The 19,189-nt window shown below is 59.6% G+C and carries 15 protein-coding genes; 12 read left to right on the top strand and 3 right to left on the bottom strand.

The features are described from left to right. Positions 1–608: 608 nt before the first annotated feature. Entirely contained in the window at positions 609–938 is a 330-nt protein-coding gene (locus VE23_RS26975) for a hypothetical protein (RefSeq protein ID WP_164762951.1), read from the bottom strand. Between VE23_RS26975 and VE23_RS08880 the strand changes: the two genes are divergently transcribed. From VE23_RS08880 to VE23_RS08870, 3 genes are all read left to right on the top strand, one after another. After that, a complete protein-coding gene (locus VE23_RS08880; RefSeq protein ID WP_232317064.1) occupies positions 937–2,895 on the top strand; it encodes a methyl-accepting chemotaxis protein in 1,959 nt (652 codons plus the stop codon). The two genes, VE23_RS26975 and VE23_RS08880, sit on opposite strands and share 2 nt — an antisense overlap. A gap of 173 nt (positions 2,896–3,068) precedes the next feature. After that, the gene (locus VE23_RS08875; RefSeq protein WP_069202445.1) at positions 3,069–5,117 is read left to right on the top strand and encodes a methyl-accepting chemotaxis protein; all 2,049 of its coding nucleotides are present in this window, start codon (positions 3,069–3,071) and stop codon (positions 5,115–5,117) included. A gap of 259 nt (positions 5,118–5,376) precedes the next feature. Continuing rightward, the gene (locus VE23_RS08870; RefSeq protein WP_049867806.1) at positions 5,377–7,212 is read left to right on the top strand and encodes a peptidoglycan D,D-transpeptidase FtsI family protein; all 1,836 of its coding nucleotides are present in this window, start codon (positions 5,377–5,379) and stop codon (positions 7,210–7,212) included. Between the two features lie 123 nt (positions 7,213–7,335). On the opposite strand, the gene VE23_RS08865 is transcribed toward VE23_RS08870, so the two are convergent. After that, positions 7,336–8,460, bottom strand: coding sequence for an AI-2E family transporter (locus VE23_RS08865; RefSeq protein ID WP_049867805.1), 1,125 nt, complete (start codon positions 8,458–8,460; stop codon positions 7,336–7,338). A gap of 189 nt (positions 8,461–8,649) precedes the next feature. On the opposite strand from VE23_RS08865, the gene VE23_RS08860 reads away from it, so the two are divergent. The 3 genes from VE23_RS08860 to VE23_RS08850 all read left to right on the top strand — a co-directional run bounded on the left by VE23_RS08860 (position 8,650) and on the right by VE23_RS08850 (position 11,767). After that, the gene (locus VE23_RS08860; protein ID WP_049867804.1) at positions 8,650–10,089 is read left to right on the top strand and encodes a polysaccharide deacetylase family protein; all 1,440 of its coding nucleotides are present in this window, start codon (positions 8,650–8,652) and stop codon (positions 10,087–10,089) included. 140 nt (positions 10,090–10,229) lie between these two features. After that, positions 10,230–10,808 carry an RNA polymerase sigma factor gene (locus VE23_RS08855; RefSeq protein WP_021877850.1) on the top strand — a complete coding sequence of 193 codons (579 nt, stop codon included), beginning with the start codon at positions 10,230–10,232 and terminating at the stop codon, positions 10,806–10,808. After that, complete coding sequence (locus VE23_RS08850) at positions 10,805–11,767, top strand: anti-sigma factor domain-containing protein (protein WP_049867803.1); 963 nt, start codon at positions 10,805–10,807, stop codon at positions 11,765–11,767. The genes VE23_RS08855 and VE23_RS08850 overlap by 4 nt, the downstream gene beginning before the upstream one ends. A 75-nt stretch (positions 11,768–11,842) precedes the next feature. Here VE23_RS08850 and ilvD read toward each other — a convergent pair whose 3' ends face one another. Continuing rightward, on the bottom strand, positions 11,843–13,528 hold the full coding sequence (gene ilvD / locus VE23_RS08845) for a dihydroxy-acid dehydratase (protein ID WP_232313321.1): 1,686 nt from the start codon (positions 13,526–13,528) through the stop codon (positions 11,843–11,845). A gap of 201 nt (positions 13,529–13,729) precedes the next feature. Here ilvD and VE23_RS08840 point away from each other — a divergent pair, with 201 nt between their 5' ends. From VE23_RS08840 to ureC, 6 genes are all read left to right on the top strand, one after another. Then, complete coding sequence (locus VE23_RS08840; protein WP_049867802.1) at positions 13,730–14,236, top strand: copper amine oxidase N-terminal domain-containing protein; 507 nt, start codon at positions 13,730–13,732, stop codon at positions 14,234–14,236. A 183-nt stretch (positions 14,237–14,419) separates the two neighbouring features. Further along, a complete protein-coding gene (locus tag VE23_RS08835) occupies positions 14,420–15,130 on the top strand; it encodes a response regulator transcription factor (protein WP_048749621.1) in 711 nt (236 codons plus the stop codon). Continuing rightward, entirely contained in the window at positions 15,120–16,265 is a 1,146-nt protein-coding gene (locus VE23_RS08830; protein WP_021877856.1) for a sensor histidine kinase, read from the top strand. The genes VE23_RS08835 and VE23_RS08830 overlap by 11 nt, the downstream gene beginning before the upstream one ends. A gap of 415 nt (positions 16,266–16,680) precedes the next feature. Beyond that, positions 16,681–16,986, top strand: a complete 306-nt coding sequence (locus VE23_RS08825; RefSeq protein WP_048749618.1) for an urease subunit gamma — start codon at positions 16,681–16,683, stop codon at positions 16,984–16,986. Between the two features lie 83 nt (positions 16,987–17,069). Continuing rightward, positions 17,070–17,438, top strand: a complete 369-nt coding sequence (locus VE23_RS08820) for an urease subunit beta (RefSeq protein WP_048749632.1) — start codon at positions 17,070–17,072, stop codon at positions 17,436–17,438. Next, positions 17,435–19,150 carry an urease subunit alpha gene (gene ureC / locus VE23_RS08815; protein WP_049867801.1) on the top strand — a complete coding sequence of 572 codons (1,716 nt, stop codon included), beginning with the start codon at positions 17,435–17,437 and terminating at the stop codon, positions 19,148–19,150. The genes VE23_RS08820 and ureC overlap by 4 nt, the downstream gene beginning before the upstream one ends. Positions 19,151–19,189: the final 39 nt, after the last annotated feature.

Raw genomic sequence — 19,189 nt, 5'->3', positions numbered from 1 at the left:
CCCCACTGGCCTCGGCTGGCGGGGGATTTTTTTGACATAAAAAACATAGTGCTCGAGTACAACCATAGTCCGAAAGACCCTCTGAAAGGCATGGTAAGGAGATCCTACCACTCGTTCCGCAAAGAGGTAAACATGGATTGTTTTCTTCCATATAGTTGATGCCAGAGGTCATCGAGTGAAGGTGGGCCATGTGATGCGGCGAACTGCTTGTTTGTGCCAAACGTCGCGGTCCTTTTTGCGGGAGCTTCGAATTCAGTCAGATCGTGAGCAAATCCATTGATGCCTGTTACTGGTTCAGGAGGTCCGTGAAGAAATCGAATATCTGCTTCTGCGGCAGAGTCTCAGGGAGAGCTCTGCTTCGCGGCTTATCGAGGAGGCGGACACGGTCTGCTTATGCGTTGAGACGGGTCCAAGACATTCTTGCGGATGGCAACAAAATCGGCTCGAATCATGAGAGATTGCGCCATGAAAAGGATAAAGGAGAAGCTAAAGAAGACTGAAAAGGCAATTTTAGTTTCATGTTGTTTTTTTGACAAAACGTCATTCCTTTCCATTGCGATTCAAATATCTTCCATAAACTGACTATTCTATTCTCAAATTTTGATTATTCAAGAGCTTAAAACGAATCGAATCGATCGATAAGCATTGTAAAGAAAATATTTATCTGACATGAGACTAAAGACCCGTGCCCAGCATTCCGATAAGGATAAGAAAGAGATTGCGACCACAGGATGGTGAACGGTGATGGGGAATCGTTTGGCACAATGGAAAGAAAAGCGGAAAAACAAGGACAACGCCAACAGCGGCGACACAGGCGGTGAACAAGCCGCAGCAAAGGCCGGGAGAACCGGCAGGCTCTCCTTGAACATCGTAAGATCGGTCGGATTAAAGCTCTTTCTTACTTTTTTTGCAGGCATTTTGGCATGCGTGCTGCTCATGGGGTATTTCTCCTACCAAATTTCAAAGAGCGTCATCGAGAGCAAGGTGTCGGAATCCTCACAGGCGACGCTCAAGCAGCTCTCGGACAAGCTTGATCTCGTCTTCGACAAATTCAATGATTTCTCGCTGCAGTTCGTCGCGGACGTTACGCTGCAGAACATGATCGGCTCTACGATGTACGCCTCGGATGACAGCGCCCGGACCAATGCGGAGCGCGAGCTGAACAACAAGCTTCAGAGCATGGTGCTCGGCACATCGGGAGTGGAGAACCTCAATCTGATTCCGGTCAGCTCCAAGCTGAGCGAGCGGGTTCTTGGAACGGGCAAGCTGGAGCTGGAGAAGGTTCAACAGGCTGCCTGGTATCAGGAAGCGCTGAAAGACCTCAATCAAGGCGTCTGGATCCCCACACAGCCGACAGGATTCCAGAATGGGGGAAATCCGACGCTGGGGTTGGCGCGTGCGCTCCGAGAGCCCGGGGGGACGGATCCGATCTATGTCGTGCTCATCGAGATCCAGGACCGGGCCATCCAGGACCAGCTACAGGGCGCCCAGCTTGGCGAAGGCGGCACGGTATCGATCCTCGACAGCCAGGACGGAATTCTGCTGGATGCTTCCGGCAGGGATATGATCGGAGGTAGGTCGGCGGTAGCCTTCAGCACCCAAGCCAAGGACGGCGATTCAGGCATGTTCGTCACAGACGAGAGCGGAACGAAGTCGCTTGCGATCTACAACCGATTCAAGTCCAACCCATGGATGGCGGCGGGAACGATACCGGTGGGCGAGCTGGTGAAGGACGCGCGGAAAATCTACAATCTGACCGTATATGTTTCCATCGGCGCGATTGTGGTGGCGATTCTGCTTGGGTTTATCGTCATGAGGATGGTCGGAATACCGCTGCGCCGTCTCCGCAATCTGATGAACGAAGGAAAAAAAGGCAATCTGACGATACGCTCTCACCATCGTTCGCAGGACGAGATCGGACAGCTGTCTTCAAGCTTCAATGAGATGATGGAGCAGATCACCGGCCTCGTGCAGCAGGCGAGGGAAAGCGCGGAGCATGTGCTGTCGACTGCGGGAGAGGTCGGGCAGTCGTCCCGCCGGACGGCCGGAGCGGCGCGGGAAATCGCGGCGGCGACGGAGGAGATCGCGGGCGGGGCGACCAGCCTGGCGATGGAGGCGGAGAAGGGCAGCGACCTGACGACCGGCATGGACGAGAGCATGCGCCGGGTGAAGCTGTCCAATGACGGCATGATCGCGGCTGCCGGCGAGATGGAGGCAGCCGGTGCGCAGGGAACCGGCCATATGGCGGCGCTGATCGACCAGACCGGCCTGGCGGAGAGCATGGTGCGCGGGATGGCGGAGAAGGTCGACCGGCTGAAGGACAGCACGCGCTCGATCCGCAAAATACTGGACGTGCTTGGAAGCGTGGCGAAGCAGACGAACATCCTGTCGCTGAACGCATCGATCGAGGCGGCGCGCGCGGGAGCGGCAGGCAAAGGGTTCATGGTCGTAGCCGGGGAAATTCGGCAGCTGGCCGAGCAGTCGCGGGAATCGATCAGCGTGGTGGAAGGCATCACCGATACGATCCAGCGCGAGATCGACGAGACGGTGTCGGTGCTGTCGGAGGCGCAGCCGATCTTCCAGGAGCAGATCGGATCGGTGCGGGAAGCGAACGGAATCTTCCTGGACGTGCAGACGAGGATGGCGGATCTGGCGAGAAGCCTGGACGGCGTGACGGAGGCGATCATGACGCTGGACGAGACGCAGGCGCAGCTGAGCGAGGCGATGGGCAGCGTAAGCGCCGTGGCGGAGCAGTCTTCGGCGACGTCGGAGGAGGTCGCGTCTTTGAGCAGCGAGCAGCTCGGCGTAAGCGAAGGGCTTGTGAACCTATCCTCCGAGCTGGAGGAAGTGTCGCGTTCGCTGCAGAAGGCTTTGGAGCGGTTCCGAATCGAATAATCGGCATGAGGCGGGTTTCCATCGGAAGCCCGCCTTTTGTTTACCTGAACGACGAAAAATAAGCTGTCAAGGTGCGCAGGGCACAGGTATTTATTTTAAATGTAAACTTCTCCGCATCAGAATCCGATATTAAGGAAACAAAACAACCGCTAAGCTGGAGGATGGAAAATGCCATGAAGCTGAACCCGCTGCGTTATGTAAGCGCCAAGCTGTTTTTGATCGTTTTTGTCAGTATTCTCGTTTGCGTTCTGTCCGTAGGTCAAATCTCTTACGGCATTTCCAAGAATGTGATCGAAAAAAAGGTTAGCGCTTCCACAGAAGAGACGGTCAGTCAGATCGCCGGCAAGCTGGATTTGATTTTGGACAACTACCTCAATTACTCGGTCCAATTCCTTACGGACAAGGAAATTCAGTCCAATGTAGGGGAATTCTTCAGCTCGACGGTCGATGAGTATGGAGTGTTCTCCGCTCAACGCGTCCTTACGGACAAGCTCTCGGGGATGGCCATGTCCAACAAGGGCGTGCTCAATGTCAACTTCGTCCCGATCGATCCCCATGCCAAGACGCAGGTTCTAGGCACAGGCAATCTCAACTACGAGAAGGTCAAGGAATCGGCCTGGGTCAAAGCGGCGATCGAGCAGAACGGACTTCCGATCTGGATTCCGACGCAGCCAAAGGGCTTCCAGGAAAATGGCGACAAGCCTTCGATCGGGCTCGCGCGCGTCATCAAATCTCCTTCGGGCACGAACGCTTTCGTCATGCTGATCGAGCTGCGGGAGTCGCTGATCTCGGATCAGCTCAATGCGATCAATCTCGGCAGCGACAGCCGGGTAGCCCTGTTGGGAGCGGACAAGGCCGTGCTCTCGGATTCGATGGCGGCAGAGGACGGCACAGAAGGCGGCGAAGCCAAAACCTTCAATTTCAATGCGCCATCGGACGCTGAAAGCGGTAGCTTCCGCGCGGATAGTCCGGCGGGTCAAGTGCTGACGATCTACAACAAGCTTCAAGTGAACGACTGGAAGGTCGTCGCGATGCTGCCTACCGCAGAGCTGGTGAAGGACGCCAAGCAAATATCGCGCACGACCTGGATTATTGCTGCAGCTGCAGCCGTTCTCGCCATGCTTGTCGGATTCTATGTCATCTTCTCCGTCGGACGTCCGCTGCGGCTGATGCGCAACCTGATGAACGAAGGGAAGAAGGGCAATCTGGCGATACGCTCTCACCATCGCTCGCAGGATGAGATCGGACAGCTGTCTTCAAGCTTCAACGAGATGATGGAGCAGATCACCGGCCTTGTGCAGCAGGCGAGGGAAAGCGCGGAGCTGGTGCTGTCAACCGCGGGAGAGGTCGGGCAGTCGTCCCGCCGGACGGCCGGAGCGGCGCGGGAAATCGCGGCGGCGACGGAGGAGATCGCGGGCGGGGCGACCAGCCTGGCGATGGAGGCGGAGAAGGGCAGCGACCTGACGACCGGCATGGACGAGAGCATGCGCCGGGTGAAGCTGTCCAATGACGGCATGATCGCGGCTGCCGGCGAGATGGAGGCAGCCGGTGCGCAGGGAACCGGCCATATGGCGGCGCTGATCGACCAGACCGGCCTGGCGGAGAGCATGGTGCGCGGGATGGCGGAGAAGGTCGACCGGCTGAAGGACAGCACGCGCTCGATCCGCAAAATACTGGACGTGCTTGGAAGCGTGGCGAAGCAGACGAACATCCTGTCGCTGAACGCATCGATCGAGGCGGCGCGCGCGGGAGCGGCAGGCAAAGGGTTCATGGTCGTAGCCGGGGAAATCCGGCAGCTGGCCGAGCAGTCGCGGGAATCGATCAGCGTGGTGGAAGGCATCACCGATACGATCCAGCGCGAGATCGACGAGACGGTGTCGGTGCTGTCGGAGGCGCAGCCGATCTTCCAGGAGCAGATCGGATCGGTGCGGGAAGCGAACGGAATCTTCCTGGACGTGCAGACGAGGATGGCGGATCTGGCGAGAAGCCTGGACGGCGTGACGGAGGCGATCATGACGCTGGACGAGACGCAGGCGCAGCTGAGCGAGGCGATGGGCAGCGTAAGCGCCGTGGCGGAGCAGTCTTCGGCGACGTCGGAGGAGGTCGCGTCTCTGAGCAGCGAGCAGCTCGGCGTAAGCGAAGGGCTTGTGAATCTATCCTCCAAGCTGGAGGAAGTGTCGCGTTCGCTGCAGAAATCTCTGGAGAGGTTCCGGACGGAATAGGAACACGGCCAAGCAAGAAGCAGAAGCAAGAAAGAAAAAGAAGCAAGAAGCAGAAGCAGAAGAAGCAGAAGCAGAAGCAGAAGCAGAAGCAGAAGCAGAAGCAGAAGCAGAAGCAGAAGCAGAAGCAAGAAAGAACATGAAGCCCCTTTGCCGAGAGCAAAGGGGCTTTGGCTTTGTTCGTTTTCCTGCTGTTAGCCGAACGGTCGATGGGGAATGCTGGAATACAGAATCAATCGATTTGATATTCGGAGGTCATCCTATGTCCGTACGCCGCTTGAGAACCGCTGCTTGCTTGATTACGTTCGTCATGCTTGTATGCATGGCCCGCCTTGCCTGGATTGATCTCCTTCCTTCCCGACACGCTTCCGGCAGTCCGGCTGGCGGGCAGCGCCGGCCCGCCGGCCCGCTGCAGCTGCACAGCCAAAGCCTCCGGCTTGATTCCGGGAGGGGAGACTTTCGCGACCGTTCGGGGCTGCCGCTGACGGGCTTCTCCTACCGCTCGCTTGCGCTGTTCCCCTTGCCTTCATCGGCGAGCAGAGGAACGGGCAGAGATCTCTCCGTCCTCGCGCGGATCATGGGCATCGGGAGGGAGGAGCTGACGAAGAAGCTGTCCGCCCTGAAGTCGCCTGAATTCTGGCAGGATGCCGGGTCGGGAATTCCGCGCCGGCTAAGCGCTGCGCAGGAGCGGGAGCTGGCCGGCCTGCGGATCGAAGGGGTGGCGGTGCTGCCGTTTCGGGCGCGGTATCCGGAAGGGGAAAGCGGAATCCAGGCGATCGGTTATGTCAGCGAAAATCCAGATCGGATTCGGGAATTGTACGCCAAGCAGCTGCAAAAGGGCAAGGCGGCCCTTTCCGATGTAACGGGTGGAGCGGGTCTGGAGCTGTCGCTGGATAAAGTGCTGAGAGGAACGGGTCCGTCCTACGCCCGATATTTCACGGACGGAGGAGGGGCTCCGCTCAAGGGGCTGGACATGACGCTCACGCGCCCGTCTACGCCTCTCTATCCGCTTCAAGCCGTTACCACCATCAGCCTTCCCTTGCAGCGGGAGCTGGAAAGGATGGCCCGTCTGGAAGGGCTCGCCAAAGGGGCTGTCGTCGTGCTGGATGTCCGCAATGCCGACATCGTTGCGATGGTATCGATGCCTTCCTTTAACCCGCTCAAGCTGGACGGCTCCCTGTCCGGGACGGAAAATCACGGTGTCAAAGCGTTCACGCCGGGCTCGATCTTCAAATTGGTTACGGAAGCGGCGGCGCTGGAGGCAGGCGTGACGAGCGAGGGAGAGAGGTTTTTCTGTCCCGGCCAATATGGCCGTTACGGACTGTCCTGCTGGAAAGAGGGTGGCCATGGACTCGTTACGCTGCGGCAAGGACTGGCGCAATCCTGCAATATCGTTTTTGCCGGGCTCGCCGAGCGGCTGACCCCCTCCCAGATCCGGATCACCGCAGACCGGCTCGGACTTGGCAAGAGGGTAGGCTGGAGCCTGGAGAACGGAGAAGCCGCAGGGCCCCTCAAGGGTCCGCTGCGGCTTCTGTGGGAAGAAGAATCGGGCCAAGTGTTCCGCCAAGGGGGAACGCCGGGCGAACGGTCGAGAGGCGAGCTTGCCCGGACGGGAATCGGCCAGCAGGATGTGCTGGCGTCCCCGCTTCAGGCGGCCAATCTGATGGTCACTCTTCTGCATGGCGGTCAGGTCCTCGAGCCGAGGCTGCTCCGGGAAATCCGATATGCGGACGGGCAGCTGCTGGCCCGGATGCCGGCCCATGAGCTGGAGTCGCCGTACGGACGCATAACCCCGGCTACGGCGGCAGCTCTGCGCAAAGGCATGGAGGCGGTCGTAAGCGGAGGGACGGGACGTTCCCTGCAGCGCAGGTCCTGGCAGCTGGCCGGCAAGTCCGGGACAGCGGAGACAGGACGGCCCGGACAGGGCAACCATCAATGGTTCGCCGGCTACGGCCCTGTCCGCAGCCCCCGGTATGCCGTCGCGGTGCTGGCCGAGAACCGGCCGGAGGGCAGTCCGAATCAGGCGGCGAGGCTGTTCGGCAGCGTCATGGATGCGCTGGCTGCCTGGGAAGCCTCCGGCGCGGAGCGGCTGCCTTGACGGGAATCGCTTGATATCGAGCCGAATTTCAATGGCCGAGCAAGGCCAAGCTAAGGCCAAGCTAAGAGCTTAACTTTAGGCCGAACTTTTTTTCCGGCGATTGTCGGGACTTCCCCGATAGTTTCACGCCTCTGCAGGCGGATCGGGCCTTCCATAGTCGGGCAGATCATATTCATCCTTGGGCGGAGTGATCCATCGCCTCAGATAGCCCTGATCGTACAACGCTTTGACAAGAATGAGAAGCACGGGCGAGAGGATGACGCCGGCGACGCCGAACAGCGACAGGGAGATGACCATGAACGCCAGCATCGTGAAGGCGGAGACGCCGAGCGTATCTCCGGTAATGAGCGGCTCCAGAATCTGCCGGGCAAGCACGATGACGAGGAACAGGACGGTCAGCCAGATGGCCAGATTGAAATCCCCGACAGCCAGCAGATAGATGATCCAGGGAATGAATACCGTTCCGACTCCGAGGAGCGGCAGAATGTCGAACACAGCGGCAAGCACCGATATCGTGAGCGCGTTGTCGACTCCGAGCAGAAGGAGGGACACGAATACGACGAGGAAGGTGATGGAGATCAGCTTCATCTGCGCTTTCAAGTAAGCCGTAATGCCCGAGAAGACGTTGAGGCGCAGAAATTCGAACGCTTTCTTGAACGTCCGGGGCGTTTTGTCCCGGGCGATTTTTTTCCAGTCGCCGATCTCGATGCTGAGGAAATAAGCGAGTATGATTCCGACGATAAAGTTAAACATAAAGGCGGAGACCGAGGACAGGTATCCCGCCGCGCTGAAGAGGAAGCCTTTGGCTACTTTTTGTCCCCACAGGGTAAGGGAGTCGACGTATTCCTGCAGCTTGTCGACCGATCCCGGAGGCAGGGCTCCTACCTGCTCCTTGAGCCAATCCGATCCGGCATTGACCTTGGCGACGAGCATGCTCTGGTACTCCGGAAGCTTGTCCGCAAGCGCGGTGGCTTCCTTGACGACGATATAGCCGGCTCCAAAGAACAGGCCGAGAACGAGCGCGGAGAAAATCAGGATGGAAACGGCCGAGGCCAGAGACTTTTTGATGCCGATCCGGTTCAAGGCTTTGGCCAATGGCTCGATGATGACGAAGATGAGCAGCGAGAGGAAGATCGGGGCTGCGATGGAATACAAAAAGCTGAATAATAGCATGATCAGGTAAACCGTGAGGACGATCAGGCCGATGTCGAAAGCCGTCCTCCAGTACTTGCGGTAAAAGGTCAGCATGCTGTCTAGTTCTCCTTCTCCAGATATCGGTGTACGAGCATATTTCTGTCTGTATTGTACTATAGTTTTAGAGATGATAGGCTTTTTTTGCCCGTGGACTATGGTACAATGGATGTTGACTTCAATGGACTTCCGGAGGGCTTGTGTCCGGAATCGACAGAATACAGAGAATATGGTGGGGAAAAGAACATGGAGAATTTGCTTGTCTGGGGATTCTACTTTTTGACGCTGTATGCTTTTCTCCCGGGGCTGGTCAGCCGCATGTTCGGATTCCGAGTGTTCAAAAAAGGCCTCACGGAACGGGAGATCGCCTTGACGTTCGATGACGGGCCCGATCCCGTTTATACGCCCAAGCTTCTCGATTTGCTCGCCAGGCACGGAGCCAAGGCGACTTTTTTTGTCGTCGGATCCCATGCGGAGAGACACCCAGAGCTTCTTCAGCGCATGCGGGACGAAGGGCATACGATCGGAATCCACAACTATGTGCACAAGACCAACTGGCTGATGAGGCCTGCTACGGTGAGAAAGCAGATACAACGGACGGCGGAGATCATCGAAGCGGCAGCCGGGCTGAAGCCGGCCTACTACCGCCCGCCGTGGGGAATTGTGAACCTGTTCGATTTCTCCAAAAAAGGCCAGTATAAAATCGTGCTCTGGTCCGGCATCTTCGGCGACTGGAAAGCCCACGATAATGCCGATCGGCTCACGGAACGGCTGCTCAAGAAGCTGAGGCCGGGCGAGGTGGTGCTGCTGCACGACTGCGGGCTCACTCTAGGCGCGGATGCGGAAGCCCCGGCGCAAATGCTGGAGGCGCTGACCGTTTACCTGGAGGAAGGAAGCCGTCGAGGCTTCCGATTTGTCGGAATCGAGGAGATGATGGCGATCACGGACAAGGCCAAGGAAGCGAGGCCGGGCCTGATCGGACGGGCGGCGGCATGGACATGGCTGCAGTACGAGAAGCTGTTCCACCTCGCATTCCGGCTGAAGGCCGTTCGGGGCTCGGGAGACAGGACGGTCTTCTACTACCGCAAGACGACGTACAACGGTCCCGAGGTGGAGTTGAAGGAAGGCGCGGTCATCCGCAAAGGCGACTCCGTCGCCGAGATTCATCTCGACAACGACATGCTGCGCAGGGTATCGGGACGCTCGGCCTCCCCCATGGCCGTCATCATCCACTTGATCCGAGAGATGGAGACGGCGCTTCCCGCCTTGTCGAGGCAGGTTCTGAACGATCCTGAAACGAGCTCCGTCAAGGCTATTTATGGCGTCACCATGATCCATAGGGGAACCGACAGGCTCGGGTTCCAGGTATTCGACCTTCCTGAGAATTTATTTGCCAAAGCATCCCGAATTTATCTTCGTATTCTGTTCCGGGTTCTCACGGCAAGGCCGAAGAAAAAAGCCGCCGGCCGCAAAGGCAAGGCAAGAGACAAAAAGCCGATGACACCGCGCATGCTGCTGATGTCGCGCGAGGATATACTGCGGCATGCCGCCCGGACGCCATCCTCTTCCCGCGATGCGGACAGCCCGCAAACGGCCAGGCAGCCGAAGGGCTCCGCGGCTGTTCCGGCCGCCGAGCCGGGAGCCTCGGTCGAGCCGGTCGCGAGCGGAAGCCCGAGCGCTTCCTGAAGCTCGGCTCATTGGGCCGGCAAGACTGCTTTTCGGAGCGCAGCTCTCTCCGTGAAGCAGTCTTTTTTTGTGTCCTTAATCCATTGGACTTTCGGGCGGGAAAGGCTCTATGATGGGAGAAGCGGGAAGGAGAGGAAACAATGAGCGAAACGGCTTGGGAGGAGCAGCTCCTCCAACGGATAGCGGCGAAGGACAGCGATGCTCTCGAGCAGCTGTATGATCGATACGAGCGGCCCGTATACTCCTTTGTCTACCGCATCGTCGGAGACGTCATGGCGGCGGAGGAGATCGTGCAGGAGCTTTTTTTCAAAGTATGGAATCATGCCGATTCATTTGACATGAACCAGCGCACCGGCAAAGTGAGCACCTGGATATTCACGCTGGCCCGCAACCTCTCCATCGACTGGATCCGCAAGCGCGACCGCCGTCCGGCGGCGTCGGGGTCCGAGGAGGACTGGCAGGGGGTCAAGGACCCGGAGACGACGGAGCAGGCCGCGATGGACAGGCTCATGGCGGAGCATGTGAAGGAAGCGCTGGCGGAGCTGAACGAGGAGCAGAAGCGGGTGCTGGAGTGGGTTTATTACGGGGGATACACGCAGCAGGAAATTTCCGAGCTGCATCATATTCCGCTGGGCACCGTCAAAAGCCGGGTCCGGCTTGCGCTTAGGCAGCTGCGCAAAAGTCTCGGGGAAGTCTGGAGAGAGGGGGTTCGATCATGACAAGCCAGCCATATCAGCCGCATGGCAAAAACACGGAATGCGACAATGTGGAGCTGTACGCGGCAGGAGCGCTTGACGCCGCCGAGCGCGCCGCATTCGAAGAGCATCTGGAACAGTGCGCTGAATGCGGCGCGGAGCTGCAGGAGCTGCGGAAGCTGATGAATCTGCTGCCGCTGGCGGTCGATCCGGTCGAGCCTCCCGAGGGAATGAAGAAACGAGTGCTGGGAGCGGTGCTCGGCCGAAGCGGCGCTCAGGAGCCGGGCTTGGGAAGGCAAGTCGATGCAGCCAGGGCGGAGGTCGATAGTCCTGATGAGGAGGCTTCCGGGCGCCGGCGGACTGAAGCTGGTTCCGCAAGCAAGAGGAGCGCGGACGCAGGCTCAGCGGCCTGGACTTCGAACGCCGGAAGCGGCAGAAGGACCGCTGCAGCCGGCGGACGCAGGCCGCGCCTGGTGGCGCTTCTGGCCGGAGCGGCAGCGGTCATGCTGCTTGTCTGCGGCACCCTCGCCCAGCGCATGGACAGCCTCAGCAAAAGGAATGAGCTGCTTTCGGGCGAACTTGAGGCGGCCAAGCAGAATCTGGTGCAGGCCCAGTCGGAGCTGCAGGAAGTGATGAAGCCGTCGGCCGACGCGGCGGTGAGCCAGATCATCTCGCTCAAGCCGGTCAAGAATATGGTCGCCAAAGGGCAGGCCTACATCGTCGTGGATGCCAAGGGCACGCACTTGATCGTGCAGGCCAGCAAGCTTCCGGCGCTTAAGGACAGCCAGGCTTTCCAGGTATGGCTCATCAAGGGCGACAAGCCTGTGAATGCGGGCACGTTCAAGCCGGTGAACGGCTCCGGCGCCATTACGTTCACCTTCCAGCCGGATTCCTTCGATCAGGTGGCGATCACGCTGGAGCCGGATGCGTTCGGCACCGCGCCGCGCGGCACGATGGTCATGGCCGGAGGCTTGAAAGCTTGATCTGCACCATGGAAACGGAACGAAAAACAATCCCCCTGCGGCAAGCGCAGGGGGATTGTTCGGTTATGGCTTGAATTAGATTCTCATGACGCCGCCGGTGCTGGCGGAAGTAACCAGATGGGAGTAGCGGGCGAGGTAGCCGCGCTTGATCTTCGGCTCGAAGCCGGCCCATTCGGCGCGGCGCTTGGCCATTTCCTCGTCGCTGATCTCCAGCTGGATCGTCCGGTTGTTCATGTCCAGCTCGATGATGTCGCCGTCGTTGACGAAGGCGAGCGGGCCGCCGTCGGCTGCTTCAGGCGAGATATGGCCGATGCTGATGCCGCGCGAAGCGCCGGAGAAGCGGCCGTCGGTGATGAGGCCGACCTTGGCTCCGAGTCCCATGCCCACGATCTGGGATGTAGGGGCGAGCATTTCCGGCATGCCGGGACCGCCCTTCGGTCCTTCGTAGCGGATGACCACGACATGGCCTTCCTTGACGAGACCTTTGCTCAGCCCTTCCAGAACCGCGTCCTGGGAGTCGAAGCAGATGGCCGGTCCGCGGTGGTAGCCGCCGACGGATTTGTCTACGGCGCCGACCTTGATGATCGCGCCGTCCGGCGCCAGGTTGCCGAAGAGGACGGCCAGGCCGCCGCGCTCGGAATGCGGGTCGTCGATCGGACGGACGACGTCGCGGCGCTTCACTTCCGTATTCTCGACGTTCTCGCGGATCGTCTTGCCGGTGACGGTGATGCATTCCGTGTGAAGCGCGCCTTCCTTCTTGAGCAGCTCGTTCAGAACGGCGCTTACGCCGCCGGCGTCATGCACGTCCTCCATGTGGAGGTCGGAGGCAGGGGCCAGCTTGGACAGATGCGGCACGCGGTTGGCGACCTCGTTGATGCGGGCGATCGGGTAGTCGATGCCGGCTTCATGGGCGATGGCGAGCGTGTGCAGAACGGTGTTGGTGGAGCCCCCCATGGCCATATCCAGCGCGAAGGCGTTGTCGATGGCTTCGGCGGTTACGATATCGCGCGGACGCAGATCGAGCTCGATCAGCTTCATGAGCTGGCGGGCGGATTCGCGGACGAAATCCTTGCGCTCCGGCGAGACGGCGAGAATGGAGCCGTTGCCTGGAAGAGCGATTCCGAGCGCCTCGGCGAGGCAGTTCATGGAGTTGGCCGTGAACATGCCGGAACAGGAGCCGCATGTCGGACAGCCGAACTGCTCCAGCTCGGTCAGGCCGACCTCGTCGATCTTGCCGGCCATGAACTGGCCGACTCCCTCGAATACGCTCGTCAGGGAAATCGCGCGTCCATCGCTGGTGCGTCCGGCCTTCATCGGGCCGCCGCTCACCATGATGGACGGGATGTTGACGCGCAGCATGCCCATCATCATGCCGGGGGTGATCTTGTCGCAGTTGGGGATGCATACCATGCCGTCGAACCAGTGCGCGTTGACGACCGTCTCGACGGAGTCGGCGATGATCTCGCGGCTGGCGAGCGAGTAGCGCATGCCGATGTGGCCCATAGCGATGCCGTCGTCGACGCCGATCGTGTTGAACTCGAACGGCACGCCGCCGGCTTCGCGGATCGCTTCCTTGACGACTTTGCCGAATTCTTGGAGATGCACGTGGCCTGGAATAATATCGATGTAGGAATTGCAGACGGCGATGAACGGCTTGTCGAAATCTTCTTCCTTGACGCCGGCGGCGCGCAGCAGGCTGCGGTGCGGAGCGCGGTCGAAGCCCTTCTTGATCATATCGGAACGCATTTTCTTCGGTGCCATGACTGTCCCTCCCAGGAATAACATCGTTCTATGATTCTACCATAGTAGGGAAGGCTTGACTACAGATTGCCGCATTGATGCTTCGCTTCGATGATGCGGCCGCAAAATGAAGAACATGCCTCGGTTTTTACCGGCCGAAAGCGGTTTAATATCAATCAGAGCCTTTCATTCCGTCCATTGCCAAAGGAGGCAAACCCATCCATGAGTCCCATTCACCGTTTCTTCGTCCGTCCAGCATCCCCCGGCGTCCGCAAGCTGAAGCCAGCCGCCGCAATCGCAGCGGCCGCTCTTGTTGCCGGAGCAGGACTGCTGGCTCCCGCTCAAGCCGAGGCGGCAAAGGATCTGCCGAAAATTTTAATTAATGGCATCAGCTACGACATGAACCATGATCCGGTCATCGAGAAAGGCAGAACTCTCGTCCCGCTCCGCGGCGTGTTCGAAGCGATGGGCGCTCAGGTGGAATGGAACCAGTTCGACCAGAGCATCAAGGCGACGAAAGGGACGATGACGATCGAGCTGACCGTCAACAAGACGGCGGCCTCCATCAACGGCAACAAGGTCGAGCTGGACGTGCCGGCGCGCAACCTGAGCGGGGCGACGATGGTGCCGCTGCGGTTCGTATCCGAGTCGCTTGGCGCCTATTGCTGGTACAACCCGGACCAGAATCTGATCAATATTACGGATAAGGCGGCCAGCGACAAGAGCTGATCTCCTTCCCCGCATCCGCGGCCGTATGGAGAACCCCGTCCCTGCATGGCGCAGGAGCGGGGTCTTTCTGCTGCATGTTAAAGGAAACCTAAAGGAAAACTTAAACCTGTCTGACGATTGGCCGCCATGCCTTTCAAGCCGCCCGGCTCTGCGGTATAGTGGCTGTAAGGGGTGGTATCGGTTGTGAAAAAGCTGCTGATCGTCGACGACGACCGTGAAATTGCAGAATTGATCCAAATTTATCTATCCAATGAAGGCTACCAGACGGCAACCGCCCATGACGGCGAGGAAGCGCTCGCGCTGCTTGCGGACGGGTCCTACCATCTGGTCGTTCTCGATATCATGATGCCGAAGCTGAGCGGCCTCGAGGTATGCCGAAGAATCCGCAAGGACCACGAAGTTCCCGTTCCGATCCTCATGCTGAGCGCCAAGGCCGAGGACATGGACAAGATCATGGGACTCATGACGGGAGCGGATGACTACATGGTCAAGCCGTTCAATCCGCTGGAGCTGGTCGCAAGGGTGAAATCGCTGCTCAGGCGGGCTTATCAGTATCCGAAGTCCTCGCAGGCCGGAGGCGCGGATGCGGAGGAGGCGGTCGACCTCGGGCCGCTGCGCATCGACAAGAGCACCCATGCCGTCGTCCTGCGCGCGGACGGCAGGCAGATGCATCTGACGAGCACCGAGTTCGCCATTCTTCATCTGCTCGCCTCGCATCCGGGGCGGGTATTCAGCGCGGAGGACATCTTCCAGCAAGTATGGAAAGAGAAGTTCTACGAGTCCAACAATACGGTTATGGTCCATATCAGCAAGCTGAGGGACAAGCTCGAGCAGGAAACCGGAGACAAGTTCATCGTGACCGTATGGGGGGTAGGCTACAAAATTGAAGGATGACAATATCGTCAAGGACATGACGGTCCGCCTGCTCGTCCATCTGGCGGCAAGCGCAGCTCTGGCGGTCATCACCTCCGCGCTCGTGGTCATCGCCGCCGAGAGGCTGGCGGTGACGTTCCCGTCGCTGCGCTCCTTCGCCCATCTGATGATCGACCAGCTGGGCGATTTTACGCTCGTCATACTGGCTCTGATCCTGTTCCTCGTTTATTTGCTGCTGCTGCAGCAGCGGCAGTTCCGGTATTTCCGCGACGTCAGCCGCAGCGTCCGCTATATCGCCGACGGGCATTTCGGCTACAAGGTTCCCGTCCGGCAGAAGAACGAGCTGGGAGATCTCGCTTCCTACATCAACTATCTCGTCCACAAGCTGCAATTATCGCTGGACGAGGAGCGCAGGGCGGAGCAGACCAAGAGCGAGCTCATCACGAACGTCTCCCATGACCTGCGCACGCCGCTCACCTCCATCATCGGGTACCTCGGGCTGATCCAGCAGGACCGGTGCAGGGATGAAGTGGAGCTGCGCCATTATGTCAGCATCGCTTACGAGAAGTCCAAGCGGCTTCATGTGCTGATCAACGATCTGTTCGACTACACGAAGATGAGGTATGAGACCGCGCCGCAGCGCAAGCTGACCTTCAATCTGACGGAGCTGCTCCGTCAGCTGCTGCTGCAGTACCGGGTGCCGCTGGAGGAGGCGGGCCTGGACACGGAGCTGAGGGCGCCTGCCGACAAGCTGATGGTGACGGGAGATTCCGACAAAATGGTGCGCGTATTCGAGAATCTGCTCGCCAACGCGATCCGATACGGCAAGGATGGCGGCAGAGTCGATCTGATCGCTTCGGCATCCGGAGGCGAAGCCGTGGTCGAAGTGGTCAATTACGGGGAAATGATTCCGTCCATCGATCTGCCGCACTTGTTCGACCGGTTCTACCGGGTCGACAAGGCGAGAGGCGACGGCAGCGGCGGCACCGGACTCGGTCTGGCGATCGCCAAAGGCATAGTAGAGCAGCATGGAGGAACCATATCCGCGGCAAGCGATCCCTTCATGACGAGCTTCCAGGTCAGGCTCCCGCTGGCCGGCGCCGCTGTCCCGCAGGCGGAAAAGGGACGCGAAACGACAGCATTAGACGCTCTTTAGGATTTCTTAAGAAATTTTTAGGATTACGTTACGGTATGCCTCTCCCGGCTCGGCTACAATAGGAGCAGACAACGACGCTGAGGAGGGGACGTCCTTGAGGCATCTGTGGATGATGGTCATGGCATGCGCGGTTATCTTGATGGCCGTTCTGCTGGTAGGCGGAGACGGCGGCAAAAACGTGGGATTGGTCGATATTCTGCTGCGGATCTGGTAGGGATGCAGCCGTTCGCGAGTGTCGATAGATCGAAGGGAACAGCATAGCGGCATGAAATCGGGAAGCTTCGCTTAAGGCGCAAGCTTCTTTTTTTGCATGGAGCGAAAGGTTTAATGATGTTAACTTTCCTTACATAACATGTTTACTTCCGCCGCCGGCGTGACTATAATGGAACTAATTCTGGCATAAGGGGTGAAAGGGATGCAGTTGACCGAGCGGGAAAAAGAGAAGCTGCTCATTACCATGGCCGCCGACGTGGCTCGCAGGCGGCTTGACCGGGGGGTCAAGCTCAATTATCCCGAGAGCATCGCGCTCATTACTTCCGAGATCATGGAGGGTGCCCGAGACGGCCTTACGGTGGCGCGCCTGATGGAATACGGCACGCGGATCCTGCGCCGGGACCAGGTGATGGCAGGCATACCGGAGATGATCCATGAGGTTCAGGTCGAAGCGACCTTCCCTGACGGGACGAAGCTCGTGACGGTGCACCAGCCCATATCGGGCTGATCGTCCGGCAGCAGCCGAAGGGCGGATCGAGGACGGCTGCCGCTGCTGCAGGCGCCATGCTTTTGAAAGAAAGGGGAATGCCCGTGATACCAGGGGAATACCGGACATTGCCGGGAGAGATCAAGCTCAACGAAGGCCGGCGGACCGCAGAGCTGTTTGTCGTCAACCAAGGAGACCGGCCGGTCCAGGTCGGCTCGCATTACCATTTCTTCGAAGTGAATCGCGGGCTGAGCTTCGACCGCGAGCAGGCTTTCGGCATGAGGCTCAATATTCCTGCCGGCACGGCCGTGCGGTTCGAGCCGGGCGAGGAGAAGCCGGTCGAGCTCGTCGAGCTCGGCGGAAGCCGGCTCGGCTTCGGGCTGAGCGGCATAACCGGAGGTCCGGCGGTCGCCGGCGCCATGCCGGATGAGGTGCGGGCCCGCCTCAAGGCTTGGGAGGGGGAGCAGGCATGAAATCGATGGACCGCAAAAGCTACGCGGACATGTTCGGCCCTACCGCCGGAGATGCCGTAAGGCTGGCCGATACGGAGCTGTGGGCTGTCATCGAGAAGGATTACACGGTGTACGGCGACGAATGCAAGTTCGGCGGCGGCAAGGTCATCCGGGACGGCATGGGCCAGTCCAGCGGGGCGCTTCGCAGCGAGGGGGTGCTGGACACGCTGATAACGAATGCCGTCATCATTGACCATTGGGGCATCGTCAAAGCCGACATCGGCATTCGGGACGGACATATCGTCGCAATCGGCAAGGCCGGCAACCCGGATATCATGGACGGCGTCACGCCGGGCATGACGGTCGGAGCGAGCACGGAGGTCATAGCCGCCGAAGGCAAGATCGTCACGGCGGGCGGCATCGACGCCCACATCCATTACATTTGTCCCCAGCAGATCGAGACGGCGCTCTCCTCCGGGGTCACGACGATGATCGGCGGCGGGACGGGACCGGCAACGGGCACCAACGCCACGACCTGCACGCCTGGCGCCTGGCATATGCGGCGCATGCTGGAGGCCGCCGAAGCTTTCCCGATGAATCTCGGCTTCACCGGCAAGGGCAACGCCAGCTTCACGGGTCCGCTGATCGAGCAGATCGAAGCGGGAGCGATCGGCCTCAAGCTGCATGAGGACTGGGGCACGACTCCCGCCGCCATCGACGCCTGCCTCAAGGCGGCCGACCAATACGATGTGCAGGTTGCGATCCATACCGATACGCTGAACGAATCCGGCTTTCTGGAGGATACGCTTGCCGCCATCGGCGGCAGGACGATCCATACCTACCATACCGAAGGCGCGGGAGGAGGGCATGCTCCCGACATCATCCGCGCGGCGGGCGAGCTCAACGTGCTGCCCAGCTCCACGAATCCGACCCGTCCATTCACGGTCAACACGATCGAGGAGCATCTGGATATGCTGATGGTCTGCCACCATCTGGATTCGCGCATCCCCGAGGATGTGGCGTTCGCCGACTCGCGCATCCGTCCCGAGACGATCGCCGCCGAGGATATTCTGCACGATATGGGGGTATTCAGCATGCTGAGCTCCGATTCCCAGGCGATGGGACGCGTCGGGGAAGTGATTATCCGCACCTGGCAGACGGCGGACAAGATGAAGAAGCAGCGCGGGCCGCTGGCTCCGGACGATGAGCATGGCGACAACTTCCGGATCAAGCGGTATGTGGCGAAATACACGATCAATCCGGCCATTACCCATGGCGTTTCCCATCTCGTCGGCTCCATCGAACCGGGAAAGTTCGCCGATCTTGCGCTTTGGAGCCCGATGTTCTTCGGAGTGAAGCCCGATCTCGTGCTGAAGGGCGGAATGATCGCCTTCGCCCAGATGGGCGATCCCAACGCCTCGATTCCGACGCCTCAGCCGGTATTCGGCCGCCCGATGTTCGCCGCTTACGGCCGGGCGGTATACGGCAGCTGCATCACCTTCGTCTCCCAAGCGGCCCATGACAGCGGCATCGCGGAGCGGCTCGGCCTGCAGAAGCGGGTGGAGCCGGTCAAGGGCTGCCGGACAGTATCCAAAAAAGACATGATCCACAACGACGCCACCCCCGTCATCGAGGTCGACCCGGAAACCTACAAGGTGACGGTGGACGGTATCCATGCGGCCTGCGAGCCTGCGGAAAGCGTGCCGATGGCGCAAAGGTACTTCTTATTCTGACCTCTGGCGCCGGAAGCCGCGGGGCTTCTTCCAGTCCTC

The organism is Paenibacillus sp. D9, assembly GCF_001188365.1.
Taxonomy (GTDB): domain Bacteria; phylum Bacillota; class Bacilli; order Paenibacillales; family Paenibacillaceae; genus Paenibacillus_O; species Paenibacillus_O humicus.
Note: the sequence above shows the minus strand (reverse complement) of the source record. Positions and strands in the feature narration are given on the sequence as shown.

What these genes read in the sequence shown, in the direction of transcription:
- VE23_RS08865 (WP_049867805.1), bottom strand. Translation starts at nt 8,460, where the DNA reads ATGCTGACCTTTTACCGCAAGTACTGGAGGACGGCTTTCGACATCGGC.
- VE23_RS08855 (WP_021877850.1), top strand. Translation starts at nt 10,230, where the DNA reads ATGAGCGAAACGGCTTGGGAGGAGCAGCTCCTCCAACGGATAGCGGCG.
- VE23_RS08880 (WP_232317064.1), top strand. Translation starts at nt 937, where the DNA reads ATGGGGTATTTCTCCTACCAAATTTCAAAGAGCGTCATCGAGAGCAAG.
- VE23_RS08825 (WP_048749618.1), top strand. Translation starts at nt 16,681, where the DNA reads ATGCAGTTGACCGAGCGGGAAAAAGAGAAGCTGCTCATTACCATGGCC.
- VE23_RS08875 (WP_069202445.1), top strand. Translation starts at nt 3,069, where the DNA reads ATGAAGCTGAACCCGCTGCGTTATGTAAGCGCCAAGCTGTTTTTGATC.
- VE23_RS08860 (WP_049867804.1), top strand. Translation starts at nt 8,650, where the DNA reads ATGGAGAATTTGCTTGTCTGGGGATTCTACTTTTTGACGCTGTATGCT.
- VE23_RS26975 (WP_164762951.1), bottom strand. Translation starts at nt 938, where the DNA reads ATGAGCAGCACGCATGCCAAAATGCCTGCAAAAAAAGTAAGAAAGAGC.
- ureC (WP_049867801.1), top strand. Translation starts at nt 17,435, where the DNA reads ATGAAATCGATGGACCGCAAAAGCTACGCGGACATGTTCGGCCCTACC.
- VE23_RS08850 (WP_049867803.1), top strand. Translation starts at nt 10,805, where the DNA reads ATGACAAGCCAGCCATATCAGCCGCATGGCAAAAACACGGAATGCGAC.
- VE23_RS08870 (WP_049867806.1), top strand. Translation starts at nt 5,377, where the DNA reads ATGTCCGTACGCCGCTTGAGAACCGCTGCTTGCTTGATTACGTTCGTC.
- ilvD (WP_232313321.1), bottom strand. Translation starts at nt 13,528, where the DNA reads ATGGCACCGAAGAAAATGCGTTCCGATATGATCAAGAAGGGCTTCGAC.
- VE23_RS08840 (WP_049867802.1), top strand. Translation starts at nt 13,730, where the DNA reads ATGAGTCCCATTCACCGTTTCTTCGTCCGTCCAGCATCCCCCGGCGTC.